The organism is Nocardiopsis aegyptia (genome assembly GCF_013410755.1).
GTDB lineage: Bacteria > Actinomycetota > Actinomycetes > Streptosporangiales > Streptosporangiaceae > Nocardiopsis > Nocardiopsis aegyptia.
The window spans coordinates 1,755,062-1,774,286 of record NZ_JACCFS010000001.1; the positions used below are offsets into that span (position 1 = coordinate 1,755,062).

Annotated in this window: 15 protein-coding genes; 8 read left to right on the forward strand and 7 right to left on the reverse strand. The window is 69.5% G+C overall.

Going from position 1 to position 19,225, the window contains the following annotated elements; all coding sequences use genetic code 11:
• Positions 1–79 precede the first annotated feature (79 nt).
• The 4 genes from HNR10_RS07875 to HNR10_RS07890 all read left to right on the forward strand — a co-directional run bounded on the left by HNR10_RS07875 (position 80) and on the right by HNR10_RS07890 (position 2,610).
• Complete coding sequence (locus tag HNR10_RS07875) at positions 80–292, forward strand: hypothetical protein (RefSeq protein ID WP_179822056.1); 213 nt, start codon at positions 80–82, stop codon at positions 290–292.
• A 135-nt stretch (positions 293–427) separates the two neighbouring features.
• Entirely contained in the window at positions 428–1,411 is a 984-nt protein-coding gene (locus tag HNR10_RS07880) for an OmpA family protein (RefSeq protein WP_246406112.1), read from the forward strand.
• Positions 1,412–1,418: 7 nt separating this feature from the next.
• Positions 1,419–1,943, forward strand: a complete 525-nt coding sequence (locus tag HNR10_RS31140) for a hypothetical protein (protein ID WP_246406114.1) — start codon at positions 1,419–1,421, stop codon at positions 1,941–1,943.
• Positions 1,944–2,052: 109 nt separating this feature from the next.
• The gene (locus HNR10_RS07890) at positions 2,053–2,610 is read left to right on the forward strand and encodes an aggregation-promoting factor C-terminal-like domain-containing protein (protein WP_312889161.1); all 558 of its coding nucleotides are present in this window, start codon (positions 2,053–2,055) and stop codon (positions 2,608–2,610) included.
• A gap of 82 nt (positions 2,611–2,692) precedes the next feature.
• Here HNR10_RS07890 and HNR10_RS07895 read toward each other — a convergent pair whose 3' ends face one another.
• Together HNR10_RS07895 and HNR10_RS07900 are read right to left on the reverse strand one after the other, a co-directional pair.
• Positions 2,693–3,736, reverse strand: coding sequence for a hypothetical protein (locus tag HNR10_RS07895; RefSeq protein ID WP_179822060.1), 1,044 nt, complete (start codon positions 3,734–3,736; stop codon positions 2,693–2,695).
• Positions 3,737–4,009: 273 nt separating this feature from the next.
• Complete coding sequence (locus HNR10_RS07900) at positions 4,010–4,450, reverse strand: DoxX family protein (protein WP_179822062.1); 441 nt, start codon at positions 4,448–4,450, stop codon at positions 4,010–4,012.
• Between the two features lie 495 nt (positions 4,451–4,945).
• Between HNR10_RS07900 and HNR10_RS07905 the strand changes: the two genes are divergently transcribed.
• The 4 genes from HNR10_RS07905 to HNR10_RS07920 all read left to right on the forward strand — a co-directional run bounded on the left by HNR10_RS07905 (position 4,946) and on the right by HNR10_RS07920 (position 11,688).
• A complete protein-coding gene (locus HNR10_RS07905) occupies positions 4,946–7,393 on the forward strand; it encodes a glycosyltransferase family 4 protein (protein WP_179822063.1) in 2,448 nt (815 codons plus the stop codon).
• 352 nt (positions 7,394–7,745) lie between these two features.
• Positions 7,746–8,858 carry a pilus assembly protein TadG-related protein gene (locus tag HNR10_RS07910; protein WP_179822066.1) on the forward strand — a complete coding sequence of 371 codons (1,113 nt, stop codon included), beginning with the start codon at positions 7,746–7,748 and terminating at the stop codon, positions 8,856–8,858.
• 97 nt (positions 8,859–8,955) lie between these two features.
• On the forward strand, positions 8,956–9,819 hold the full coding sequence (locus HNR10_RS07915) for a hypothetical protein (RefSeq protein WP_179822067.1): 864 nt from the start codon (positions 8,956–8,958) through the stop codon (positions 9,817–9,819).
• A 987-nt stretch (positions 9,820–10,806) separates the two neighbouring features.
• Positions 10,807–11,688 carry a hypothetical protein gene (locus HNR10_RS07920; protein ID WP_179822069.1) on the forward strand — a complete coding sequence of 294 codons (882 nt, stop codon included), beginning with the start codon at positions 10,807–10,809 and terminating at the stop codon, positions 11,686–11,688.
• 66 nt (positions 11,689–11,754) lie between these two features.
• Here the strand turns inward: HNR10_RS07920 and HNR10_RS07925 are convergent, their stop codons facing one another.
• The 5 genes from HNR10_RS07925 to HNR10_RS07945 form a co-directional block, all read right to left on the reverse strand.
• Positions 11,755–12,789 (reverse strand): pectate lyase family protein, encoded by a 1,035-nt coding sequence (locus tag HNR10_RS07925; RefSeq protein WP_179822070.1) that lies wholly within the window; start codon positions 12,787–12,789, stop codon positions 11,755–11,757.
• Positions 12,790–13,047: 258 nt separating this feature from the next.
• Positions 13,048–14,748, reverse strand: a complete 1,701-nt coding sequence (locus HNR10_RS07930) for an ABC transporter family substrate-binding protein (RefSeq protein WP_179822072.1) — start codon at positions 14,746–14,748, stop codon at positions 13,048–13,050.
• A gap of 74 nt (positions 14,749–14,822) precedes the next feature.
• On the reverse strand, positions 14,823–17,036 hold the full coding sequence (locus HNR10_RS07935; RefSeq protein ID WP_179822074.1) for a dipeptide ABC transporter ATP-binding protein: 2,214 nt from the start codon (positions 17,034–17,036) through the stop codon (positions 14,823–14,825).
• A gap of 14 nt (positions 17,037–17,050) precedes the next feature.
• On the reverse strand, positions 17,051–17,962 hold the full coding sequence (locus HNR10_RS07940; RefSeq protein WP_179822075.1) for an ABC transporter permease: 912 nt from the start codon (positions 17,960–17,962) through the stop codon (positions 17,051–17,053).
• Between the two features lie 79 nt (positions 17,963–18,041).
• The gene (locus HNR10_RS07945) at positions 18,042–19,022 is read right to left on the reverse strand and encodes an ABC transporter permease (protein WP_179829600.1); all 981 of its coding nucleotides are present in this window, start codon (positions 19,020–19,022) and stop codon (positions 18,042–18,044) included.
• Positions 19,023–19,225 lie beyond the last annotated feature (203 nt).

Below are 19,225 nucleotides of genomic sequence, written 5' to 3' on the forward strand. Positions count from 1 at the left end.
CCGGATGCCGCCGTAACCCGGCCGCCCCAGGCCACACCGCAGTGGCACCAGGAACACCTGTCCCCAAGGAGTTGACCCCGTGAAGAGCCTGACCCGCCTGTGGGTAGCCTTCAGCACCTACGTCTCCCCCCAGCCAAAGAAAACCGACACCGGCGCCACCATGCTGGAATACGCGGCCATCGTCATTCTCGTCGCCGCAGTCGCCGTCGCGATCTATGCACTCGACCTATCAACCAGCATCAGTGACGCCATCGGAAGTTCCGTTACTGAGATCCTCCAGGGCACTCCATAAGAATAGGGCAAAGTCGCCTGCAAGCAACTCATCATTCAACTATGGAAACCCTATGCCAGCGGAGCTGATTTGACAAGGAAAGAGAGAAGAAAACATGAAACAAGACGCATACAGAAACGGATTTTAAATGCGTCCTTGGCGTCAACTTTACTAGCGCTGACCTCCGCGTGCGTAGTTTCCTCTGACACGCCATCTGAGCCTGGCGAAACAAACAACCCGACAAACCAAAGCCAGGATCCAGGCGAACCGACTGAAAATGCGCAGAACATCGTCGCAAGCAGCACCTCCACTTCCACAACGCTAGGAAGCGATCTCCAGATCAATGTACTCGCCCTGGAGACAGTCGACAATAACATCCTCAGACTTCGATTTGAAATCGAGAACAAATCTCCGGAGAATTTCTTCCTGTACAGCGGCCTGAGCGATACGGACAACCTCCACAGTGCCAGCCAGGTCACCTTAATCGACAGTGAGAACCAAAATCGGCATCTAAGCTACAAAAAATCAGACGGATCCTGCTTTTGCTCGACAATAGATGGCAATATTGCAAGCGGACAGAGCGTCGAAATGTGGGTGGCATTCCCGCCTCCGGACGCCCCAGTGGATTCTATGACGGTCACCACCCCCATGACACCTCCGATATTGGACATACCGATCAGTGAGTCCACGGAGCCAGCGGAGAGCCCCGATCTATCTGAACCCCAGATCATCCCGCTCACGATGATTTCCGATGACATCGAAGACCAAACTGGTCGCACCGAAAGCAACGAAGAGGTCAGCATCATTCTTTCCTCCGACGTTCTCTTTCAAACGAATAGCTCGGAACTCAGTGGTGACGCAGAGGAAATCCTTGAGCAGGTGGCAAGAGAAATCGATGATGCAAGCTCCTCAACTGTAAGCATCGACGGATACGCCGATAACACTGGGAATGAATCGATTAATATGCCACTCTCTCAGGAGCGAGCCGACTCTGTAGAATCCACGTTGAGCGATCTCATTACCAGAAGCGGCATCGAGTTCGATACCCAAGGGCACGGCTCCAGCGATCCTATTGCCGCGAACGATACCGAAGAAGGGCGCGAACGAAACCGGCGAGTCACTGTCACATTCGAGAAATAGGAAAGACATGAGCAACCTTTCACTCGCTCGAAGCGCGACTGGAATGTCACTCGCCGTTTCCATCATTGTGATGGGCATGAGCTCGGCCTCTGCCGCCCCCAGATCAAGCGACCTCGAGGTGTTAGGGTCCGTAGAGGGAAACAGCGCGGAGTCGGAGGGCCTGACGGCTGAGGTCAACGAAGCCGAACGAGACGAGAGCGGCGCACTTCTTTCGATAACTTGGAGTATAAGTAACAACGGGGATTCCACAGAACCACTGGTTTGGCTACGCGATCGCTCCTACAGTTACTCCGGCCCCAACTACGCGGGCGTTACATCCAGAAGCAACGAATCCGGTACTCGATTCCACCCGATCATGGATGGAAACGGTGCATGCCTATGTTCTGGCCCTACCTCAAATGATCTCGCCCAGCAGGTTTCGCCGGGAGAGAAGGTCTCTTACTGGTCGCTTTTTTCGGTCCCTTCCGATATCGAATCGGTGACTGTCGAGATCCCGAACTTTGAACCAATCGAGGATGTTCCGATTTCTTGATCCGGAGGCGGCCTTGCCCACCCCCCACCGCTCCGAGCCGGCGGATACCCGACGCCCCTCCCCCACTGGGCCGCCCGGGCGTTCTGGCGAACGCAGTGGACCACCGCGCGTGGCCGGTTGGTTGCGGCCGGCGCGAGGAGTGGACTCCGACCAGGGCGCCTCGTTCGTCGAGTTGGCGGTCGTCACCATCCTGGCTGCCGCCGTCATACTCGCCGTGTACGAACTCGAGCTCAGCCGGACGTTCAACAACGGGGTTCGAGAGATGGTGTGCCTGGTCCAAGGGCCCGACTGCGGCGACGAAACCTGGGTGGACGCCGATCGGCCGGAGGAACCCGAGGAGTACGAATGGGGCGGCGGGAACTCCAACCGGAGTGACAACGAGGCCGTGGCCCTGAACATGGCCACGAAGCGGGGCTGGGACGACGAGCAGTGGACGTGTCTGCAGAACCTGTGGACCAGCACGTCCAACTGGGACCACACGCTCGTGGACCCCGACACCGGAGCGAGCGGAATCCCCGGCTTCAACCCGGCTGTGCACGGCGAGATACCCGAAGGATTCGCCGGTGATCCCCGCACCCAGATCTCCTGGGGGCTGGACTACATCGAGGACAACCACACCCTGCCCTGCCTCGCCTGGGAATCGTGGGAGAACACCAAGACCTACTGACCCGCCTCGACGCGACACCGCGGCGGGCCGTCGATCACGACGCCCGCACCCCTGCCCGGCTGCCCCGACCGGCCCCGGCCACTCACACGCCGTTGGCTTCCCCACCCCGGCCGCAGTCGGCGCACCCGCCGCGCCTGCGCAGGTAGTAGGCCAGAGTGGCCACGGCCAGAGCCCCTCCCCATACCGGGAACAGGAACTCCGGCGCGGCCGCTCCCCACGCGGCGGGTTCGGCGATCACCTGCGGCAGGAACAACCGGATGTACATCAGTCCGGCGTTGACGAACAGCACCGACACCAGCGCGGCCGGGATCACCGCCAGCATGATCGGCACGCGTCGGCCCGCCAGGCCGACCATCCAACGGGGGAAGACCTCGCCCCACGGCCGGATCAGACCGAAGGTCAGGACGGCACCGCCCAGTCCGGACGTCGCCAGGAACGCCGCCGCCAGCCGGACGCCGGGACCCATCTCCGCCACCATCGAGCTGGGGTCGCCGAGCGAGATGCCGAGGGCCCACGCCCACCGCGTCACGCAGTAGGCCAACGGCATCAGGACCGAGACGAACACCGCGGTCCGACCCCACGCGGCGGCCGACTCCCTGGACGTCCATCCCGCCTCGTCCGCGGTGCGGCCACAGACCGTGCAGGCGCCGCCGGCTCTCCGCCCCTGCCCGAGTGCCGCCATCGCCCAGGCGTACCCGCCGGCCATGCACCAGATCTGGCTCAGCACCGTCCACGAGTACACCCCGGCCACCGATTCGGTCGCCACCAGGCCCAGCGGCCATCCCACTGCCAGCACGGGGGCGTAGACCACCCCCATCAGTACCCGGTAGTCGGGCACGATCACCAGCAGTACGACCGCCAGGGCCCAGCCCGCCGCCGCCAGGAACCGGCGTGCCACGGCCGAACGCAGTGGCAGCGCCATCACCAGGCCGATGACCGCAGCGGCTCCCGCCGCCATGGCGATCACCGGGCCGCCCACCTCCGCGGTGGCCCGGCCGAACCAGGACAGGGCCGGTTCCGGATCGCCCTCCCCGAAGGGGAAACCGGCCCCGCCCCGCGCCCAGTACAAGCCGAGCAGCGCGGAGACCGTCGACCACGCGGCGGCGACCAGCGCGGGTCCCGTCACCCGCCTGAACGCACCGGCGTTCCCCGACCCTGGTCCTTCGGATACGTCCGCGGGTGCGGACGGGAGTGCACGCATGGGATGCCCTTCTCGTCGAGGGCCCCCGATCCGGGGCCCGAGCCCAGTCTTCTCGGGCCTCCCGCGCCGGGATTCCCCCCCACAGAAGGACCGCGCTCCCCCGCCCGTGGGACCCGGGCTCCCGCCGCTCTCCGTTCGCCACCGCCCGCAGTACGCCGGCGCTCGCCCGGCCCACGGCACGGCGCCTCGGCGCCGACGTCAGGCCGTCGACGCCCTGCTCTGACCGGCCACCAGCGCGAACAGGGCCATCGTGCGGTCCCAGCGGCCCCAGGCGATGAAGGTGAACAGTGCGATGAGGATGACCGGCGTGTACCAGAACCCCGATCCGATCACGGTGACCTCGTACACGAACGCGCCGATCATCAGCGCGATGAACGCGAGCGCGGTGACGCCCGAGAGCAGCGGGATCAGCAGCGCCATCGCCCCGGCCAACTCCAGAGCGCCGACCAGGTACATGAACCAGTCTCCGTACCCGATCGCATCGAAGGTGGGATCGGCTGAGGGGTGTCCGGTCAGCTTGGGAAGGGCGCTCGCCACGGCGAAGAACACCGCGAGCAGGACCTGGAGCACCCACAGCACGATGTTCAGGCCGCGCTTGGGGGTACGGGACTTCGGCGAGGCCGCGCGTTGAGTGGACATGGTCTGCTCCAACCTGGTGGGTTCCGACATCACCCGTACAGACTCCGGCGCGCCCCGAAAATCAGCGCCCCGCCCGCCTCCCCGGAACCGCGACCTTGCGGGATGCCCCGGCCCCCGCCATCTGTTGGTGGCAGGGCCGTCAGCCCGCCTCACCCAAGCGAAGCGCGGAGGCGGTCCGGGACCCGTCGTCGCCGGCGCAGCTGCGAGCGGTCCGCGCCTCTCACGTGCCGCTCGCATCCCGCTCTCATCCCCCCGCTTTCCCGTCCCACCCGCACGGTTCGGTCCGGCCGTCTGAACACTCCGCAAAACCCTCACAGGGAGTCGCAAACCTTCGGGACGAGTAGCGCAAACATGGCTTTTTCCGGAAATCACCCCCATAGCCTGATCCTTCATCCCCGCGCCACCCGACCACTCGGGGCATGACCGGCGCGGATCGACGGGGGCGGCTCCGTCCCGCGGGGGCGCGGGACGGAGCCCACAGATACGGGGGGCTCGGTGAAGATCGCCTATCTGATCAACGACATGTACGGCATCGGCGGCACCGTACGCACGGTCGCCAACCAGGCCTCGGCGCTGTCCGAACGCCACGAGGTCGAGATCGTCTCGGTGTTCCAGCACCGGGCGGAGCCCGTTCTGCCGGTGCCCGCCCGGGTGCGCCTGCGCCCGCTGGTGGACGTGCGCCGGGAGTCCAGGGGCGACGGCATCGGGGTCGGGGGACGCCCGCTGTACGAGGGGTCGGAACGGGCCGGGCTTCCGCCGCTGCTCTTCCCGCCGGAGGACTCGCGCGGGTCCACCCACAGCCGCCTGACCGACGACCGGCTGGAGGAGTACCTCACCACCACCGACGCCGACGTGGTGGTGGGCACGAGACCGGGACTCAACGCCGTCATCGCCCGGGCCGCGCCCCGGCACGTGGTCAAGGTCGGGCAGGAACACCTCACCTACGAACAGCACTCGCAGGCGTTGCGCCGGGTGATGGAGACCGAGTACCCGAACCTGGACGCGTTCGTCACGGTGACCGAGGCGGACGCGCGCACGTACGCCGAGCGGATGGCGCTGCCGGGCGTGCGGCTGCTGTCCATCCCCAACTCGGTGCCCGCGCCGCCGTTCACGACCGAAGGGCTCGACTCGCACACGATCGTCTCCGCGGGCCGGCTGGCGCCGAGCAAGCGGCATGACCTCCTGGTGCAGGCGTTCTCCATGGTGGCGGACGAGTTCCCCGACTGGACCCTGCGCATCTACGGGCGCGGGGACCGGCGCGGAGCGCTGGCCCGCCTGGTGGCGTCGTTGGACCTGCACGACCGGGTGTGGCTGATGGGACCGCACCCCCGGGTCGAGGAGGCCTGGGCCCAGGGGGCGTTCGCGGCGGTGACCTCCAGCGAGGAACCCTTCGGGATGACGATCGTGGAGGCGATGCGCTCGGGCCTTCCCGTGGTGAGCACCGACTGTCCGCACGGCCCCGCGTCGATCATCCGCGACCACGAGGACGGACTGCTCGTGCCCAACCGTTCGGCCTCGGGCATCGCCGACGGCCTGGCGGAGCTGATGGCCGACGACGAGCTCCGCCGGAAGATGTCCCAGGCCGCGCTGCTGGACTCCGAGCGGTTCGACCCGGCGAACGTCTGCCGACTCCACGAGGAGCTGTTCGCCGATCTGCTGGGCACGTCCCTGCCCCAGGCGACCCCGCCGCCCGTGCCCAGGATCCCGGCCGCCCGGAATGAGCTGCCGGCCGCCTGTCGCGTGCGCGCCGGGACCGACGGGTACGCCGTGCTGGCGTTCGCCGACCCGCCCGCCCACGTGGTGCTCACCCGGCCCGGCGCGCGCGTGACCCTGACGCCCGACGGGAACGGGGAGGTCGTCGTCGACCCGGAGGCGCGACGGCTGGCGGCGCGCACCTGGGAGGTCGTCCGCATCGACGAGGGCCCCGACGGGGAGAAGGAGACGCCCGTCCGCGACGTGGTGATCCACCAGCACGGGTTCCCGCTCAGTGCCGCGGACGTCGGCAGGCTGGCCCTGGTGCTGCCGACCCGGACCGCGAAGGGAAGGCTGGCGCTGCACGTGCGCCGGTCGGACCACCACGCCGAGGTCGACCACGTCGAGGTCGCCGACGGCCTGATCACCGTGCAGGGGCGTGTCCTGGGCCGGGACCGGGCCGACGCGCGGGCGCGGCTCTCGGTACGCCTGCGGGAGTCGCCGCAGACGCTGCGGGAGTTCTCCGCGCCGGTGGCCGGCGACGGACGGTTCACGGCCGTCGTCGACCCGGAGGCGGTCGTGCGCGGACGTCACGGGGAGTCGGAGACGTGGGAGGCCCGGCTCGTCCTCTCCGACGGGACCGACTGCTCGGTGGGGCGCCACCTGTCGGGCGTGGTGGGCTACAAGGACATCATCGAGTACCCGGTCCTGAAGGTGCACCAGAACCCCGGGTGCGGGTCCAGGGTCCGCCCGTACTACACCGTCAACGACCGGTTGGGGCTGAAGACCACGCCTCTGGCGCCCACGCTGGAGGTGGACGAGGTGCGGGTGCGCCCCGTGGGGCGCCGCCGCGACGATCTCCGTCTGGACGTGCGGCTGGGCGACGCGCTGCCCGACGGAGTCGAGTGCGCGGTGGAGGTGGTGCGCGGGTCCGGTGCGGGGCAGCGGTATCCGCTGCGTCTGGTACCGAGCGCGGACCGCTCACGGTTGACGGGGCGGCTGCCGCTGCTGGGGCGAGCCGAGTTCGGAGGGGTCCCGGGGCTGCGGGCGACGTGGCGGCTGCGCCTGCTCGTGGGGCCTCCGGGTGCGCTGGGGCGTGTGGGTGCCAAGTCGGTGCCCCTGCGCACGGCACGCCGGTGGGCACACGGGCCCTACGTCCGGTCGGTCACCGCGTCGTCCGTCGGGTCGGGCGACGTCAAGGTGACCGTGGCCGACGTCCACACGGTGGAGGCCCTGCGCCGCCGTCTCTGACGGATGGAGGGCGCGAGGGCGCGAGGAGCGGTTCTCGCGGCCCCTGAGCGGAGCGGCCGGGCACCACTGTCCGGCCCCGCCGCTTCAGGGGCCACCGCCCGCGCACCACTGCCCCGGCCCCCACCACTCCAGGGGCCATCGCCCTCGCACCACTGTCCGGCCCCGCCGCTCCAGGGGCCACCGCCCGCGCACCTGTCACCGGGGGCGGGAGTGCCACCGCCTCCGCGGCTGTCCACAGGGCCTACCGATCACGGACAGGCCCCGATAAGCTACGCCAGGGAACGGAATTCGTCCCCACACCCCGCCGACCCCTGCCTCACCGCGTACGCGCGGACGACCCCCCGGAACGCGCATGGCACCGCGAAGGTCCCCACGGCGCGCGGCCACGGCCGTGCGCTCCCGCCGTCGGCCCGTGCCGGGCCGCGGCGACGCCGGCCAGTCCAACGTCCTGCTCCTGTTCGGCCTCACACTCGCCCTGTTGTCGCTGACCCTGCTCTTCGTACGTGTGGGGGCGGCCAACGACCAGCGCAGCCAGGTTCAGACCGCCGCCGACGCCGCCGCGCTGGCCGCGGTGAGCGCGCTGCGCGACCAGGCCGCCCAGGACCTGTTCGACGGGGCCTACCCGATGCCGTGGTTCGACGAGGAGAAGGCCGAGGCGCGCGCGGAGGAGTACGCGCGCGAGAACGGCGCGGTCCTCACCGACATCCGGGCCAGCGACAACGTCCAGGGCCGCAACGGCAACATCGTGCGTGTCGAGGTGCGCGGCGCGATCTGCCAGAGGGAACTGGAGGAGGACGGCTCACGCCCCTGGAACGACGTCCAGTGCGACGGTTCCGAGGAGGACGCCGACACCGTGGTGGGCAACGCCTCGGCCATCGCCATCGTGCACCCTCCCAACGAGTGCGGCCGGGCACCGGACGGCTTCATCGAGTGCGTGGAGGGGCCCGTCGACAGCCTCGACACCGCGTTGTCCATGATCAGGGTGAACCTGGTGGACCAGGAGGGCGCCTACCGTTTCGATCCCTCACGAGTGTTCGGCGGCGGCGCCATCGTCGACTGCGCCTCCCTCGGGCAGTTGCACCCCCGCATGTGCGGCGTCCACCAGGCGCTGCAGGACGAGTTCGGCGGCTTCTACCTCACGGCGGGCGGCTATCGCGCCGAGACCGGCAGCGACCACAACACGGGCGAGGCGGTCGACTACATGATGGCCGGCCTCGGCGAAGTGCCCTCGTCCGACATGGACGCCACCGCCGTGACGGTCATCAACTGGCTCATCCAGAACGCCGACCGGCTCGGGGTCAAGGGCATCATCTACAACCGTCTGATCTGGAACAACACCCGGTTGCCGCCGGACCCGGTGGGTGCGTGGCCCGGAGTCGCCCGCCACTACCCGCACTACGGCAACATCACGCTGGACCACGTCGACCACATCCACGTGGCGGCCGGTGTGGGCGCGATGCGGTAGCGGCAAGGAGCCGCGGCGGACCGCGTGCCGGGGAGCGGTTGTCCACAGGTTCGGGCGGGGCCTTGTCGGGTCGGTGCCCACCGCCGAACCTGGATGTATGACCGTCAGTGAGGACACCCTCCCCGACCGTTCCCTCCTCCTGCGCACGCTCGTTCCCGTGCCCGGCCTGCTCTCCGCCGACGCTGTGGCGTGCGACATCACCGCCGCCTACGTGTGGGGGGTCAACGCCTACCCGCACGGCACCCGAGTCACGCGCACACGGCTGCACGTGGCCGTGCCCCGGGGTGTGCGCCGCGTCGGTACCCAGGCGGTGGTGGCGCACCACGAACCGGTCCCACCGCACGAGCGGGTGGAGGTGGAGGGGGCGCGGATCACCGCACCCGCCCGCACCGCCGCCGACATCGCCGCCCGGGCGCCCTCGGTGTTCGTGGCCACGTCGCGGCTCGACATGTTCCTGGCCCGCGGCCTGGTGCGCCGGCACGAACTGGTCGCCGCCACCCGGTACCGCCGGCCCGCGGGCCAGCACGCGAGACTGCGCCACGCCGTGCGGCTGAGCTCGGGCCTGAGCCACTCCCCCGCCGAGTCCTGGGCGCGGGTCCTGGTGCGCTCGACGCGTCTGCCCGCGCCCGTACCCCAGTGCCCCGTCCCGACCCGGGAAGGGGTCTTCCACGCCGACCTCGGCTGGCCGGGCTACCGCCTCGCGTTGGAGTACGACAGCCGGGAACACCACGAGGACCCGCGGACGCGGGCACTCGACCGGTACCGGTACGCGGCCATGGCGGACGAGGGCTGGGGGATCGTGGCCATCGGATTCCACGACCTGTGCGCCCGCCCCGGTCGGCTGCTGCGCAGGCTCCAGCACGAGCTCACCGCGCGGGGATGGCGCTGTTCCCCGGAGGACGAGCAGGTCCTCCAACGGGACCTCCTCCGGTTCGACCGCCACCCGCCGCGACTGCGATGAGGAGGGGCGGCGTGGACCGAGGAGGAGCCCTGGTGGAGTACACGGCCGTGCTCCTGGTGGTGGTGTCCCTGGCCGTGGCGGCCTTCTCCTTCGTGCCCCGGACACCGCCGGCCGTGGGCGCCGCCGTGCAGCGGATCCTGGGCGGGCAGGACACCGGGACGGGGCCGGCCGGGACCGGGCCGGGCGACGGCGGCCCCGATCCGGGCGGTGCCGCGGGCGGGGACGGGGACCAGCACGAGAACGGAAGCGGGGACGGGAGCGGGGGCAGGGACGTTCCGGCGGACGGAAACGGGGATGTTCCGGTCGGCACGAACGACGGTGGCGGCCGTACTCCCACCGGCGGCACGGACGCCGTGGGGCAGGACTCCGCGCCCGGGACCGGCGGCGGCCCCGACCCGGGATCCGGCTCCGGATCCGGGCCCGGTTCCGGGTCGGACCCGGGTTCCGGTCCCGGTTCCGGTTCCGGAGCCGGCCAGGAGTGGACGCTGGATCCCGTGGCAGCCGCCGACGCGGTCCTGAGGTGCGCGCGGGGGCAGGTGTCGCCCGTCGGCCGGGTCGACTGTGCCCTGGCGATCCTGGTCCTGCTGGACTCCCAGGTGCTGGAGGCGACGATCCTGCGGTTGGAGGCCGACGAGTGGATGGAGCTCTTCGCCAGCCGCCGGTTCACCGGGTCGCTCGCCTCGCGGATCGCGATTCGGACACTGTGGGAACACGCTTCGGAGGAGGCCCTGCGCTTGCTGGCGCGAACCCGTACCTTCGAGTTCCTCGGGCCCGCCCTCGACTCCCCTCACCGCGAATACGTGCTGCGTTTCGTGTCCGCCGGAGGCGAACACGTGCGAGCGCTCCTGGAACCTGCACCTGTTCCCGACCACTCCGCGCTCCCGAGCAAGTACTCTCCGGAATCAACGGATCGCTCTTCGACTTCAGTCTCCGTGCGCAGTCCGGGCCCTGCACACACCCACGCCCCCCAGAATCGAGGTCCCACCCGTGTCGACGTCGATGCCGGACGCCTCCCCCGCCGATCCCAGGCCTCCCCACACCTCCGGGCCCGCCCCCCACCGGCCCAGTTGGCTCCTGTGCCTGACCGTGGTCCTGGCCTGTCTCGCCGCGACCGCGAGCGGGTGGGGGCTGACCCGACTGGCCACGAACCAGCCCCTGCCGGATCCGACGGGCTCCGCGGCGCTCGCCAACCCCTTCGCGCTCACCGACGAGGGCCCCGAGAACGCCCGCAGGGCCGTACGGGCGGCGGCCGACCTCGTGGACACCGCCTCCTCCTTCCACATCACCTTCACCCTGAGCGACCGTGGGGCCGTGCCCGTGGGCGCGGCGGCGGTCATGGGAAGCACGATTCCCGTCTCGCTCACCGCCCCGGACGTGGGACACGGGCACGCGGTCTACGACGACGAGGCCGAGCCCGCCTTCGAGCACTACGTCGACGAAGCGGACGGCGAGGAGGTCTATCGGTACGAGATGGACGGGCGGTACATGATGACCGCGCGTTCCGCGCTCCCCGGTCTGGTGGTGCTGGAATCCCCCAGCGACGCCGACCGGTACCTGTGTTCGAGGAGTTTCGCGTCGGCCAGGCTGCGCGAGGTGCTCAGCACCTCCTCCGACCTGGAGTTGGCCGGGTGGGAGCAGGTACGCCTGGCATGGCCGGGGATGAAGGCCGGCCACGCCGCGTACCGGTACACGGGGACGTTCACGGCGATGCGCGCGGACTTCGATGACGGGACGAACACGCTCCGCGCCGTCGAGGACGCCGAGTTCGAGCTGTGGATCGACCTGCGCGGCTATCCGCGCCGGTTCGACTACAGCTCGCCGGGCGGGCACACCGAGCGCTACGAGTACCACGGGTTCGGCATGCCCTGACACGGAGTCCCGGCGCCGGGTCCCCACCGGCCGCGGCCGGTGCGCGTGGGACCCGGCGCGGGTCCCTCACGGCCGTACGGACGAGCTGAGACCGGCTCCGTTGGTCACGAGGTCGGGCACGTCGACGGTGTCGTCGACCTCGTAGGCGTACGGCGGGTCGGGCACGTCACCCCGCAGCTCCGGCTGTTCGGTGTCCACCAGGAGGTTGTCCCGGGTCACCACGTTGCCGGGTTCCTCGTCTCCGCTGGAGACCGACATCGCCGTGTCCTCGAAGTAGTTGCCCTCGACCAGGACCAGGGAGCCGTGTGTGGAGAGCACCCCGTAGTCGGCGTTGCCGCGGAAGTAGTTGTTGAACACGTGCACGTGCTCGGCGTTGCGCGCCTGCGGCTGGGCCCCGGCCGTGCCGTTGAAGAAGTTGTGGTGGACGCTCACCCGCAGGGCACCGGGTTCGTCGTCCTCGCTCCCGACCGCCAGGGCGGACTCGGCGTCGCTGAAGTGGTTCCAGGACAGGGTGACGTAGTCGGATCCGTCGTCGACTGTCACCAGGGGGTCGTCGTCGCTCCCGGAGAACCTCGACCCGTCCACCCACACGTGGTGGCTGCCGCCCCGGACGGCCAGTGCGGTTCCGTCCGCCTCCACGCTCAGCCCGTCCAGGACGACGTTGTTCGCGCCGTCCACCACCAGGCGCCCGTCGGTGAGTTCCGCGCCGTCCTCCCCGGCCACCAGGGTCTTGTCCGAGCCCACTTCCAGCGATCCGTCGAGGTCGATGGTGCCGTTGACCTCGACGGTCAGGGGTTCGTCCGAGGACAGGTGCTCGGCCAGGTCGTCGGCGTCCGCGGCGGTGACGGTCTCGCCGTCCGCGCCCCCGGTCACGCCGGAGTGCTCCTCGCCGTCCACTTCGCCGGGATGGCCGGCCCAGCCCAGTGCGGTGACCTCCTCCTCGTCCGTGTCGGAGGGCGCGGCGCTCTCCTCCTCGGGTTCCGGGGCCACGTCGGCGTTCACCGGCTCCGAGTCCGGTGGGTCGTCATCGCTGGAACAGGAGACCAGAGCGGCGCACAACAGTGCCGCCGCGCCTGCGGCGGCGAACGGGTGAAGTCTCATCGAGGGCTTTCCACGAGCGGGGCAAGGGGGTGTCGTCCGTTCTCTGAGCCTGTCACAGCTCGGCCCCGAGCCCCAAGCCGACCCCGATCGCTCGGTGCCCCCGTTCCCCATGCCCATCCGACCCGCCGGTCCCGTCCGGCGCGCCCGGAGCGCCCGCCACCCCGGGCACGACGCGAACCGGGGGTGCCGCCTCCGGCGGGAGGCGGCACCCCCGGCGGGAGCATCGGCGACGGGGGCCTCCCCCGTCGGTGCGGCAGGCTACTCAGCGGCCCAGCCGATGTCCTCGTACACGTAGTCCGAGGCCAGACCGTACTCGCCCCAGTTGTGCAGGTCCTCGTTCACCACGTACAGGCCCGGGCGCTCGAAGAACGGGATCGTCACGACCTCCTCCCACAGCATGCGGTCGATCTCGTTGGCGATCTCGGCGTAGCGGTCCGGATCGGTCTCGGAGCGCAGCTCGGCGTAGGCGTCGTCGATCTCCTGGGTGGAGGTACGCGCGAGGTTGTTGCCCCACTCGCCGCCCTCGTTCGGCATGCCGTAGTTCTCCTGCGAGTCACCCGCGTACGGGTTGGATCCGGTGAGCACGTACGTGGCGAGTTCGTAGTTGCCCGGGATGATGTACTCGGAGAACAGGGCGTTGGACGGCACCTGCTGGACGTCGACCTCGATGCCCACCTCGGCGAGCATGTCGCGACCGATCTCGGCCTCGTCCTTGGCGATGTCCAGGTCCTCGGAGGCCACCCAGTCCAGGGTCAGCGTCTCGCCGTCCTCGTTGGTGCGGAACTCCGCACCCTCCTCCAGCGTCCAGCCGGCCTCGTCGAGCAGCGTTCCGGCCTGTTCGGGGTCGAATTCGCCGTACCCCTCGCTGTTGTCCTGGTAGCCGTACTGGCTGGAGCGCAGCAGGCGGTTGACCTCGCCCGTGATCGGCCAGTTCACCGCGCCCAGGGCCACCTCGGCCAGGGCGTTGCGGTCGATGGCCAGGGAGATGGCGTGGCGGACGCGGACGTCCTCCAGCTGCGGGCTGGCGCCGTTCAGCGAGGCGAACCGGTGGCCGTGGTTGACGGCCTGGGTGAAGTAGGCGCCGTCACCCTCACGGTCCTTGAGGAGCTCGTACCCGGCGGCGTCGTAGCCCAGGTAGAAGCCGTCGATCTCGCCGTTGTTGAAGGCGGCGGCCATGGCGTCACTGCCCATGGCGTCGAAGACGATCTCGTCCAGCAGCGGCTCGGTGCCCCACCAGTCCTCGTTCCTCGTGATCGTGATGCGCTCGGCGACGTCGTCGAACTCCACGTCCCCGAACGGCCCGGCGGTGACCGGGTAGGCCTTGCGGTAGCCGTCCTTGAACTTCGTGTCGTCCTCCATGTACTCGGCCGGGTACAGGGGGGAGAACAGGGACGGCCACTCGGCGTAGGGCTCCTCGAACTCCAGCGTGAAGGAGTACTCGTCGTCACCGGGGACGAACTCCGACACGCGGTCGTAGCCGTCGATGCCGCCGAGCTCCCAGTCGCCGTCGCGCTCGCCGCTGAGGGTCTCGAGGTTGGCCTCGTAGTCAGCTGCGGTGATGGGCTCACCGTCGGACCACACCGCGTCGGGGTTGAGCTCGTAGAAGACCTCGAGGCCGTCGTCGCTGACACCGAAGTCGGTCACGAAGGCGGTGTTGGGGGAGGCCGTGCCCTCACCGTCGTACCTGGCCGGGCTGGGCAGCACGGCGGCGGCCACCCGGCGCACGTTGGCCAGGTTGCCGTCGACGTGGTGCATGTTGTGCTGCTCGTCGTACGCGCTGAGGGCCCAGACGAAGGTGCCGCCCTCCCGCAGGTCCTCACGGGGAGCGGGGTTCAGGTCCTGGGCGGCGAGGGACGCCACCTGCCGCTGGTCGTTGCCGTCGTCACCGCTGCCGCAGGCGCCGGCCACCAGGGCCAGGGCCGCGACGGGGGCGAGGTGACGCACCTTCCAAAGCCACATGGGGATCTTCCTCCTGTGGGGTGATGCGGCCGACGCGCGGGGCGGCGCCGGCCGTGCCTTCCGCACCGGCCGGCTCAGACGCCCGCCTGCCGCTCGACGAAGTGGCAGGCGGCCGCCTGGTCCCCACCGTTGGTGGGCGTGACCAGCGGTTCGATGCTCATGCACTGCTCCTGGTCGGGCTTGGAGAGGGTGATGAACTTCTGGCACCTGGTGCGGAACCTGCAGCCCGAGGGCGGGTCGGCGGGGCTGGGCAGGTCTCCGTTCAGGACGATGTGCGTGCGTGCGCGCTCCCTCGACGGGTCGGGGATGGGGATCGCCGACAGCAGCGCCCGGGTGTAGGGGTGCGAGGGCCGGGTGTAGACAGACGCGGTCTCGCCGATCTCCACGATTCGGCCCAGGTACATGACCGCGACCCGGTCGGCGATGTGCCGGACCACCGACAGATCGTGCGCCACGAACAGGTAGGAGAGTCCGAGCCGCGCCTGCAGCTCCTCCAGGAGGTTGACCACGCCGGCCTGGATGGACACGTCCAGGGCCGACACCGGCTCGTCCAGCACCAGCAGCTTGGGTTCCAGGGCCAGGGCGCGGGCGATGCCGATGCGCTGGCGCTGGCCGCCGGAGAACTCGGCGGGGAAGCGGGTGGCGTGCTCGATGTCGAGGCCGACCAGGTCCAGGAGTTCGTAGACCCGCGCGGTCGTCTCGGGCTGGGAGGTTCCGTGGGTGCGCAGCGGCTCGGAGATGATCTCGAAGACGGTCATGCGCGGGTCGAGGGAGCTCGTCGGGTCCTGGAACACGATCTGCATGTCGCGCCGGAGCCGGAAGCGGTCGGATCTGCCCAGGCCCGCGGTGTCCCTTCCCATCACCTCGACGCGGCCCCGCTGGGGCTGGTCCAACCCCATGATCTCCATGAGGGTGGAGGACTTCCCGCAGCCGGACTCCCCCACCAGGGCGAGCGTCTCGCCCTCGCGGATGTCGAAGTCGATGCCGTCCACCGCGTACACGGTCCCCACGCGCCGCTTGAGCACCATGCCCTTCATCAGCGGGTGGTGCTTGATGAGGTCGGTGACCCGCAGCATCTCGGGGCGGTTCTCGCGCGGTGTGTCCGATGCCGCGGACTCCGGGATCTCGGGCACGGGATAGATGTCCAGCGCGGTCCACCGGTGCTCGGCGATCTCGCCGGAGCGCAGGCACGCGGCGCGCTGTTCGTTGGCGTCACCCGGGTCGCCCGGGTCCTCCGGGCCGGTCACCGGTGCCGTTCCCGTGTGGAACTCGCGCACCTCCTCCCGGGAGGGCTGGGCACCGATGGTGAGCAGCCCCGGCTCGCCCATCCCGCACTCGGGCTCGGCGATGGGGCAGCGCGGCGCAAAGGTGCACCCGGTCGGCAGGTCGGTCAGCGACGGCGGGCTGCCCTTGATGGGCACCAGCGCGCCCTGGCGGTCCATGTCCGTGCGGGGCACGGCGCCGAGCAGGCCCATGGTGTAGGGCATGCGGCTGCCGTAGTAGATCTGGTCGACGTCGCCGGTCTCCACGGGACGGCCCGCGTACATGACCAGGACGCGGTCGACGAACCCGGCGACGACGCCGAGGTCGTGGGTGATCATCACGATGGCCGCCCCGGTCTCGCGCCGGGCGGTCCGCAGCAGGTCGAGGATCTGCGCCTGGATGGTCACGTCCAGTGCGGTGGTGGGCTCGTCACAGATGATGGCGTCGGGGTTGTTGGCCATCGCCATCGCGATCATGACGCGCTGGCGCATGCCGCCGGAGAACTCGTGCGGGAAGGAGCGGTAGCGCGACTCGGGGTGGGGGATGCCCACCAGGTCGAGCAGCTCCACCGCGCGTGCGCGCGCTCTGGCCTTGGGCGTCCTGGAGTCGTGGACCAGGACCGCCTCGGCGAGCTGGTCGCCGACGGTGTAGACGGGTGTCAGTCCCGACAGCGGGTCCTGGAAGACCATGGAGATGACCTTGCCGCGCTTGCGCGCCATGGTGCGGTCGTCCAGGCCCAGGAGTTCTTCGCCGTGCAGCCGCACCGAACCGGTGATCCGCGCGTGGTCGGGGAGCAGCCCCATCGCGGCCATGGAGGAGACGGACTTGCCGGATCCGGATTCGCCGACGATGCCCAGGACCTCTCCGCGGGTGACGGAGTAGCTGACGCCGCGGACGGCGTGGACGTCGGGGTTGCCGTTCATCCCAGGGAAGGTGACGTTGAGGTCGGTGACCTCCAGGACCGGCGTGTCGCCGGTGTTCTCGCTGTGCGCCGCCTCGTCGGCCGCGACGGTGTCAGTGCTCATGGTGGGCCTCTCCCCTAGGACCGGCGCGACGTGGACTGGGGGTCGAGGGCGTCGCGGAGACCGTCCCCGACCATGTTCACGGCGAGCACCATCACGATCAGCAGGATCGTGGGGAAGGCGAACACCCACGGCGCCGTCGTCGCGAACGAGGACCCGGCCGCGATGACCATGCCGAGGCTGATGTCGGGCGACTGCACGCCCAGGCCGAAGTAGCTGAGCGCGGTCTCCCCGATGATCGCGCTGCTGACCATGATCGTGGCGTCCGCGATGAGCAGGGACGACATGTTCGGCAGGATGTGGCGCAGGATGATCCTGTGCGCGGGCACGCCCATGAAGCGGGCGGCGTGGATGTACTCGCGCTCGCGCAGCGAGATGGTCAGGCCGCGCACCATCTTCGAGGTGACCATCCAGCTGAACGCGGCCAGCAGGACGACGAGGATCAGCCAGCCGCCGTCGCCGACGAAGTGGGTGGACAGGATCGCCAGGATGACGAAGTTCGGCAGGACCAGCGCCAGGTCGGCGATCCACATCAGGCCCTTGTCGGTCACACCGCCGGAGTAGCCGGCGAAGGCGCCGACGAGGGCGGCGAACCCGGTGGAGACGAGGGCGACGAGCAGACCGATCAGCAGGGACTTCTGCAGGCCCGCCGTGGCCTGGGTGAAGATGTCCTGGCCGGTGCGGTTAGTCCCCATCCAGTGCTCGGCGGTGGGCCCTTCGAGCATGGCGGAGAAGTCGCGTTCGCCGAGCTCCCACGGGCTGAGGAGGGGGCCGATGAAGGCGACGGCGGCCAGGAGGACGAGGAGGGCGAGACCGACGATGACCCGTCGGGTCCCGACGAGCCGGCGGCCCAGGTCCTTGAGCCGGCTCGGTGCCGGGGGCACGGTCGGTGCCGGCGCCGACGCCTTGCTCTCTTCGATCGTGCTCATGGCGTGCTCTCCAACTGGGGCGCCGCGGTGGGGCGCGGGGCGTGCGGAAGGCGGTGGGTCCGCGGTCTGTGCTGCACGGTCACACCCGCACCCTCGGGTCGAGCCAGGCGTAGAGGATGTCCGAGAGGAAGGACGCCGCCATGATCGTGATCGCCATGAACCAGGAGACGGCGGCCACGACGTGCACGTCGTGGCGGAGGACGGAGTCGATGAGCCAGGCGCCCATGCCGTGCCAGCCATAGATCTTCTCCGTGAAGGTCGCGCCCGAGACCAGGGCGCCGAAGGTGAAGGTGAAGTAGGTGATGGTGGGGATGAGCGCGGTGCGCAGGGCGTGCTTGAACAGCGCCTGGCGGCGGGTGAGCCCTTTGGCCATGGCGGTGCGCACGAAGTCGGCGCCGAGCACGTCCAGCATCATGTTGCGCTGGTAGCGGGCGAAGGCCGCGAACAGCGCGACGGCCAGGACGAACGTGGGCAGGACCGCGTGGTGCACGCGGTTGAGCAGGAGTTCCCACCAGGCGCCGTCGAAGCCCGCGGAGTACTCACCGGAGTAGCGGAACAGCTGTAGGCCCAGTCCGTCGTTGGCGGCGACGGCGATGACCTGGACGACGATCGCGATGACCACCGTGGGGATCGACAGGACGAAGAACGAGCTCGCGGTCGCGGCCTTGTCGAAGCCGCGGTACTGGCGCACGGCGGCGTAGGCGCCCACGGCGATACCGATGGCGCTGCCGAGAATGGTGGCGACCGTGATCAGGCGCAGGGTGACCCCGGCCTTCATCCACATCTGGGACGTGACGTCGCCGCCCTGGATATTGCGGCCGAAGTCGCCGGTCAGGACGCCGCTCATCCAGGTGACGTACCGCTCGGCGATGGGGGTCCGGTCGTTGAGGTTCAACGAGTCGAGCTGGTTGTTCACCGCCTCGGGGGAGGGCGGCGGCTGCATCTGCTCGAAATACGCGCGCGGATCCAGATGGGTGGCGGCGAGCAGGTAGGCGAAACTCGTCGCGATGAAGATCAGCACGACGTAGTTCAGCAGCCGCCTGGCCAGGAACTTGCCCAAGAACATCTCCGAACTTCACCCAGGTCGGCGTCCGACTCGTGGTGTACGCGGCCGCCTCCCGGATTGCCTGTGGTCAACCAGGCACTCTGCCTCTTGATTCACGGTGTGTGACCGGAATGTCACGAGCCTGCGGGATAACGAGACACTCGACGATAACCACTGAATCAAGAATAGACAACGGTCGTGGATTCACCGTTCCCCAC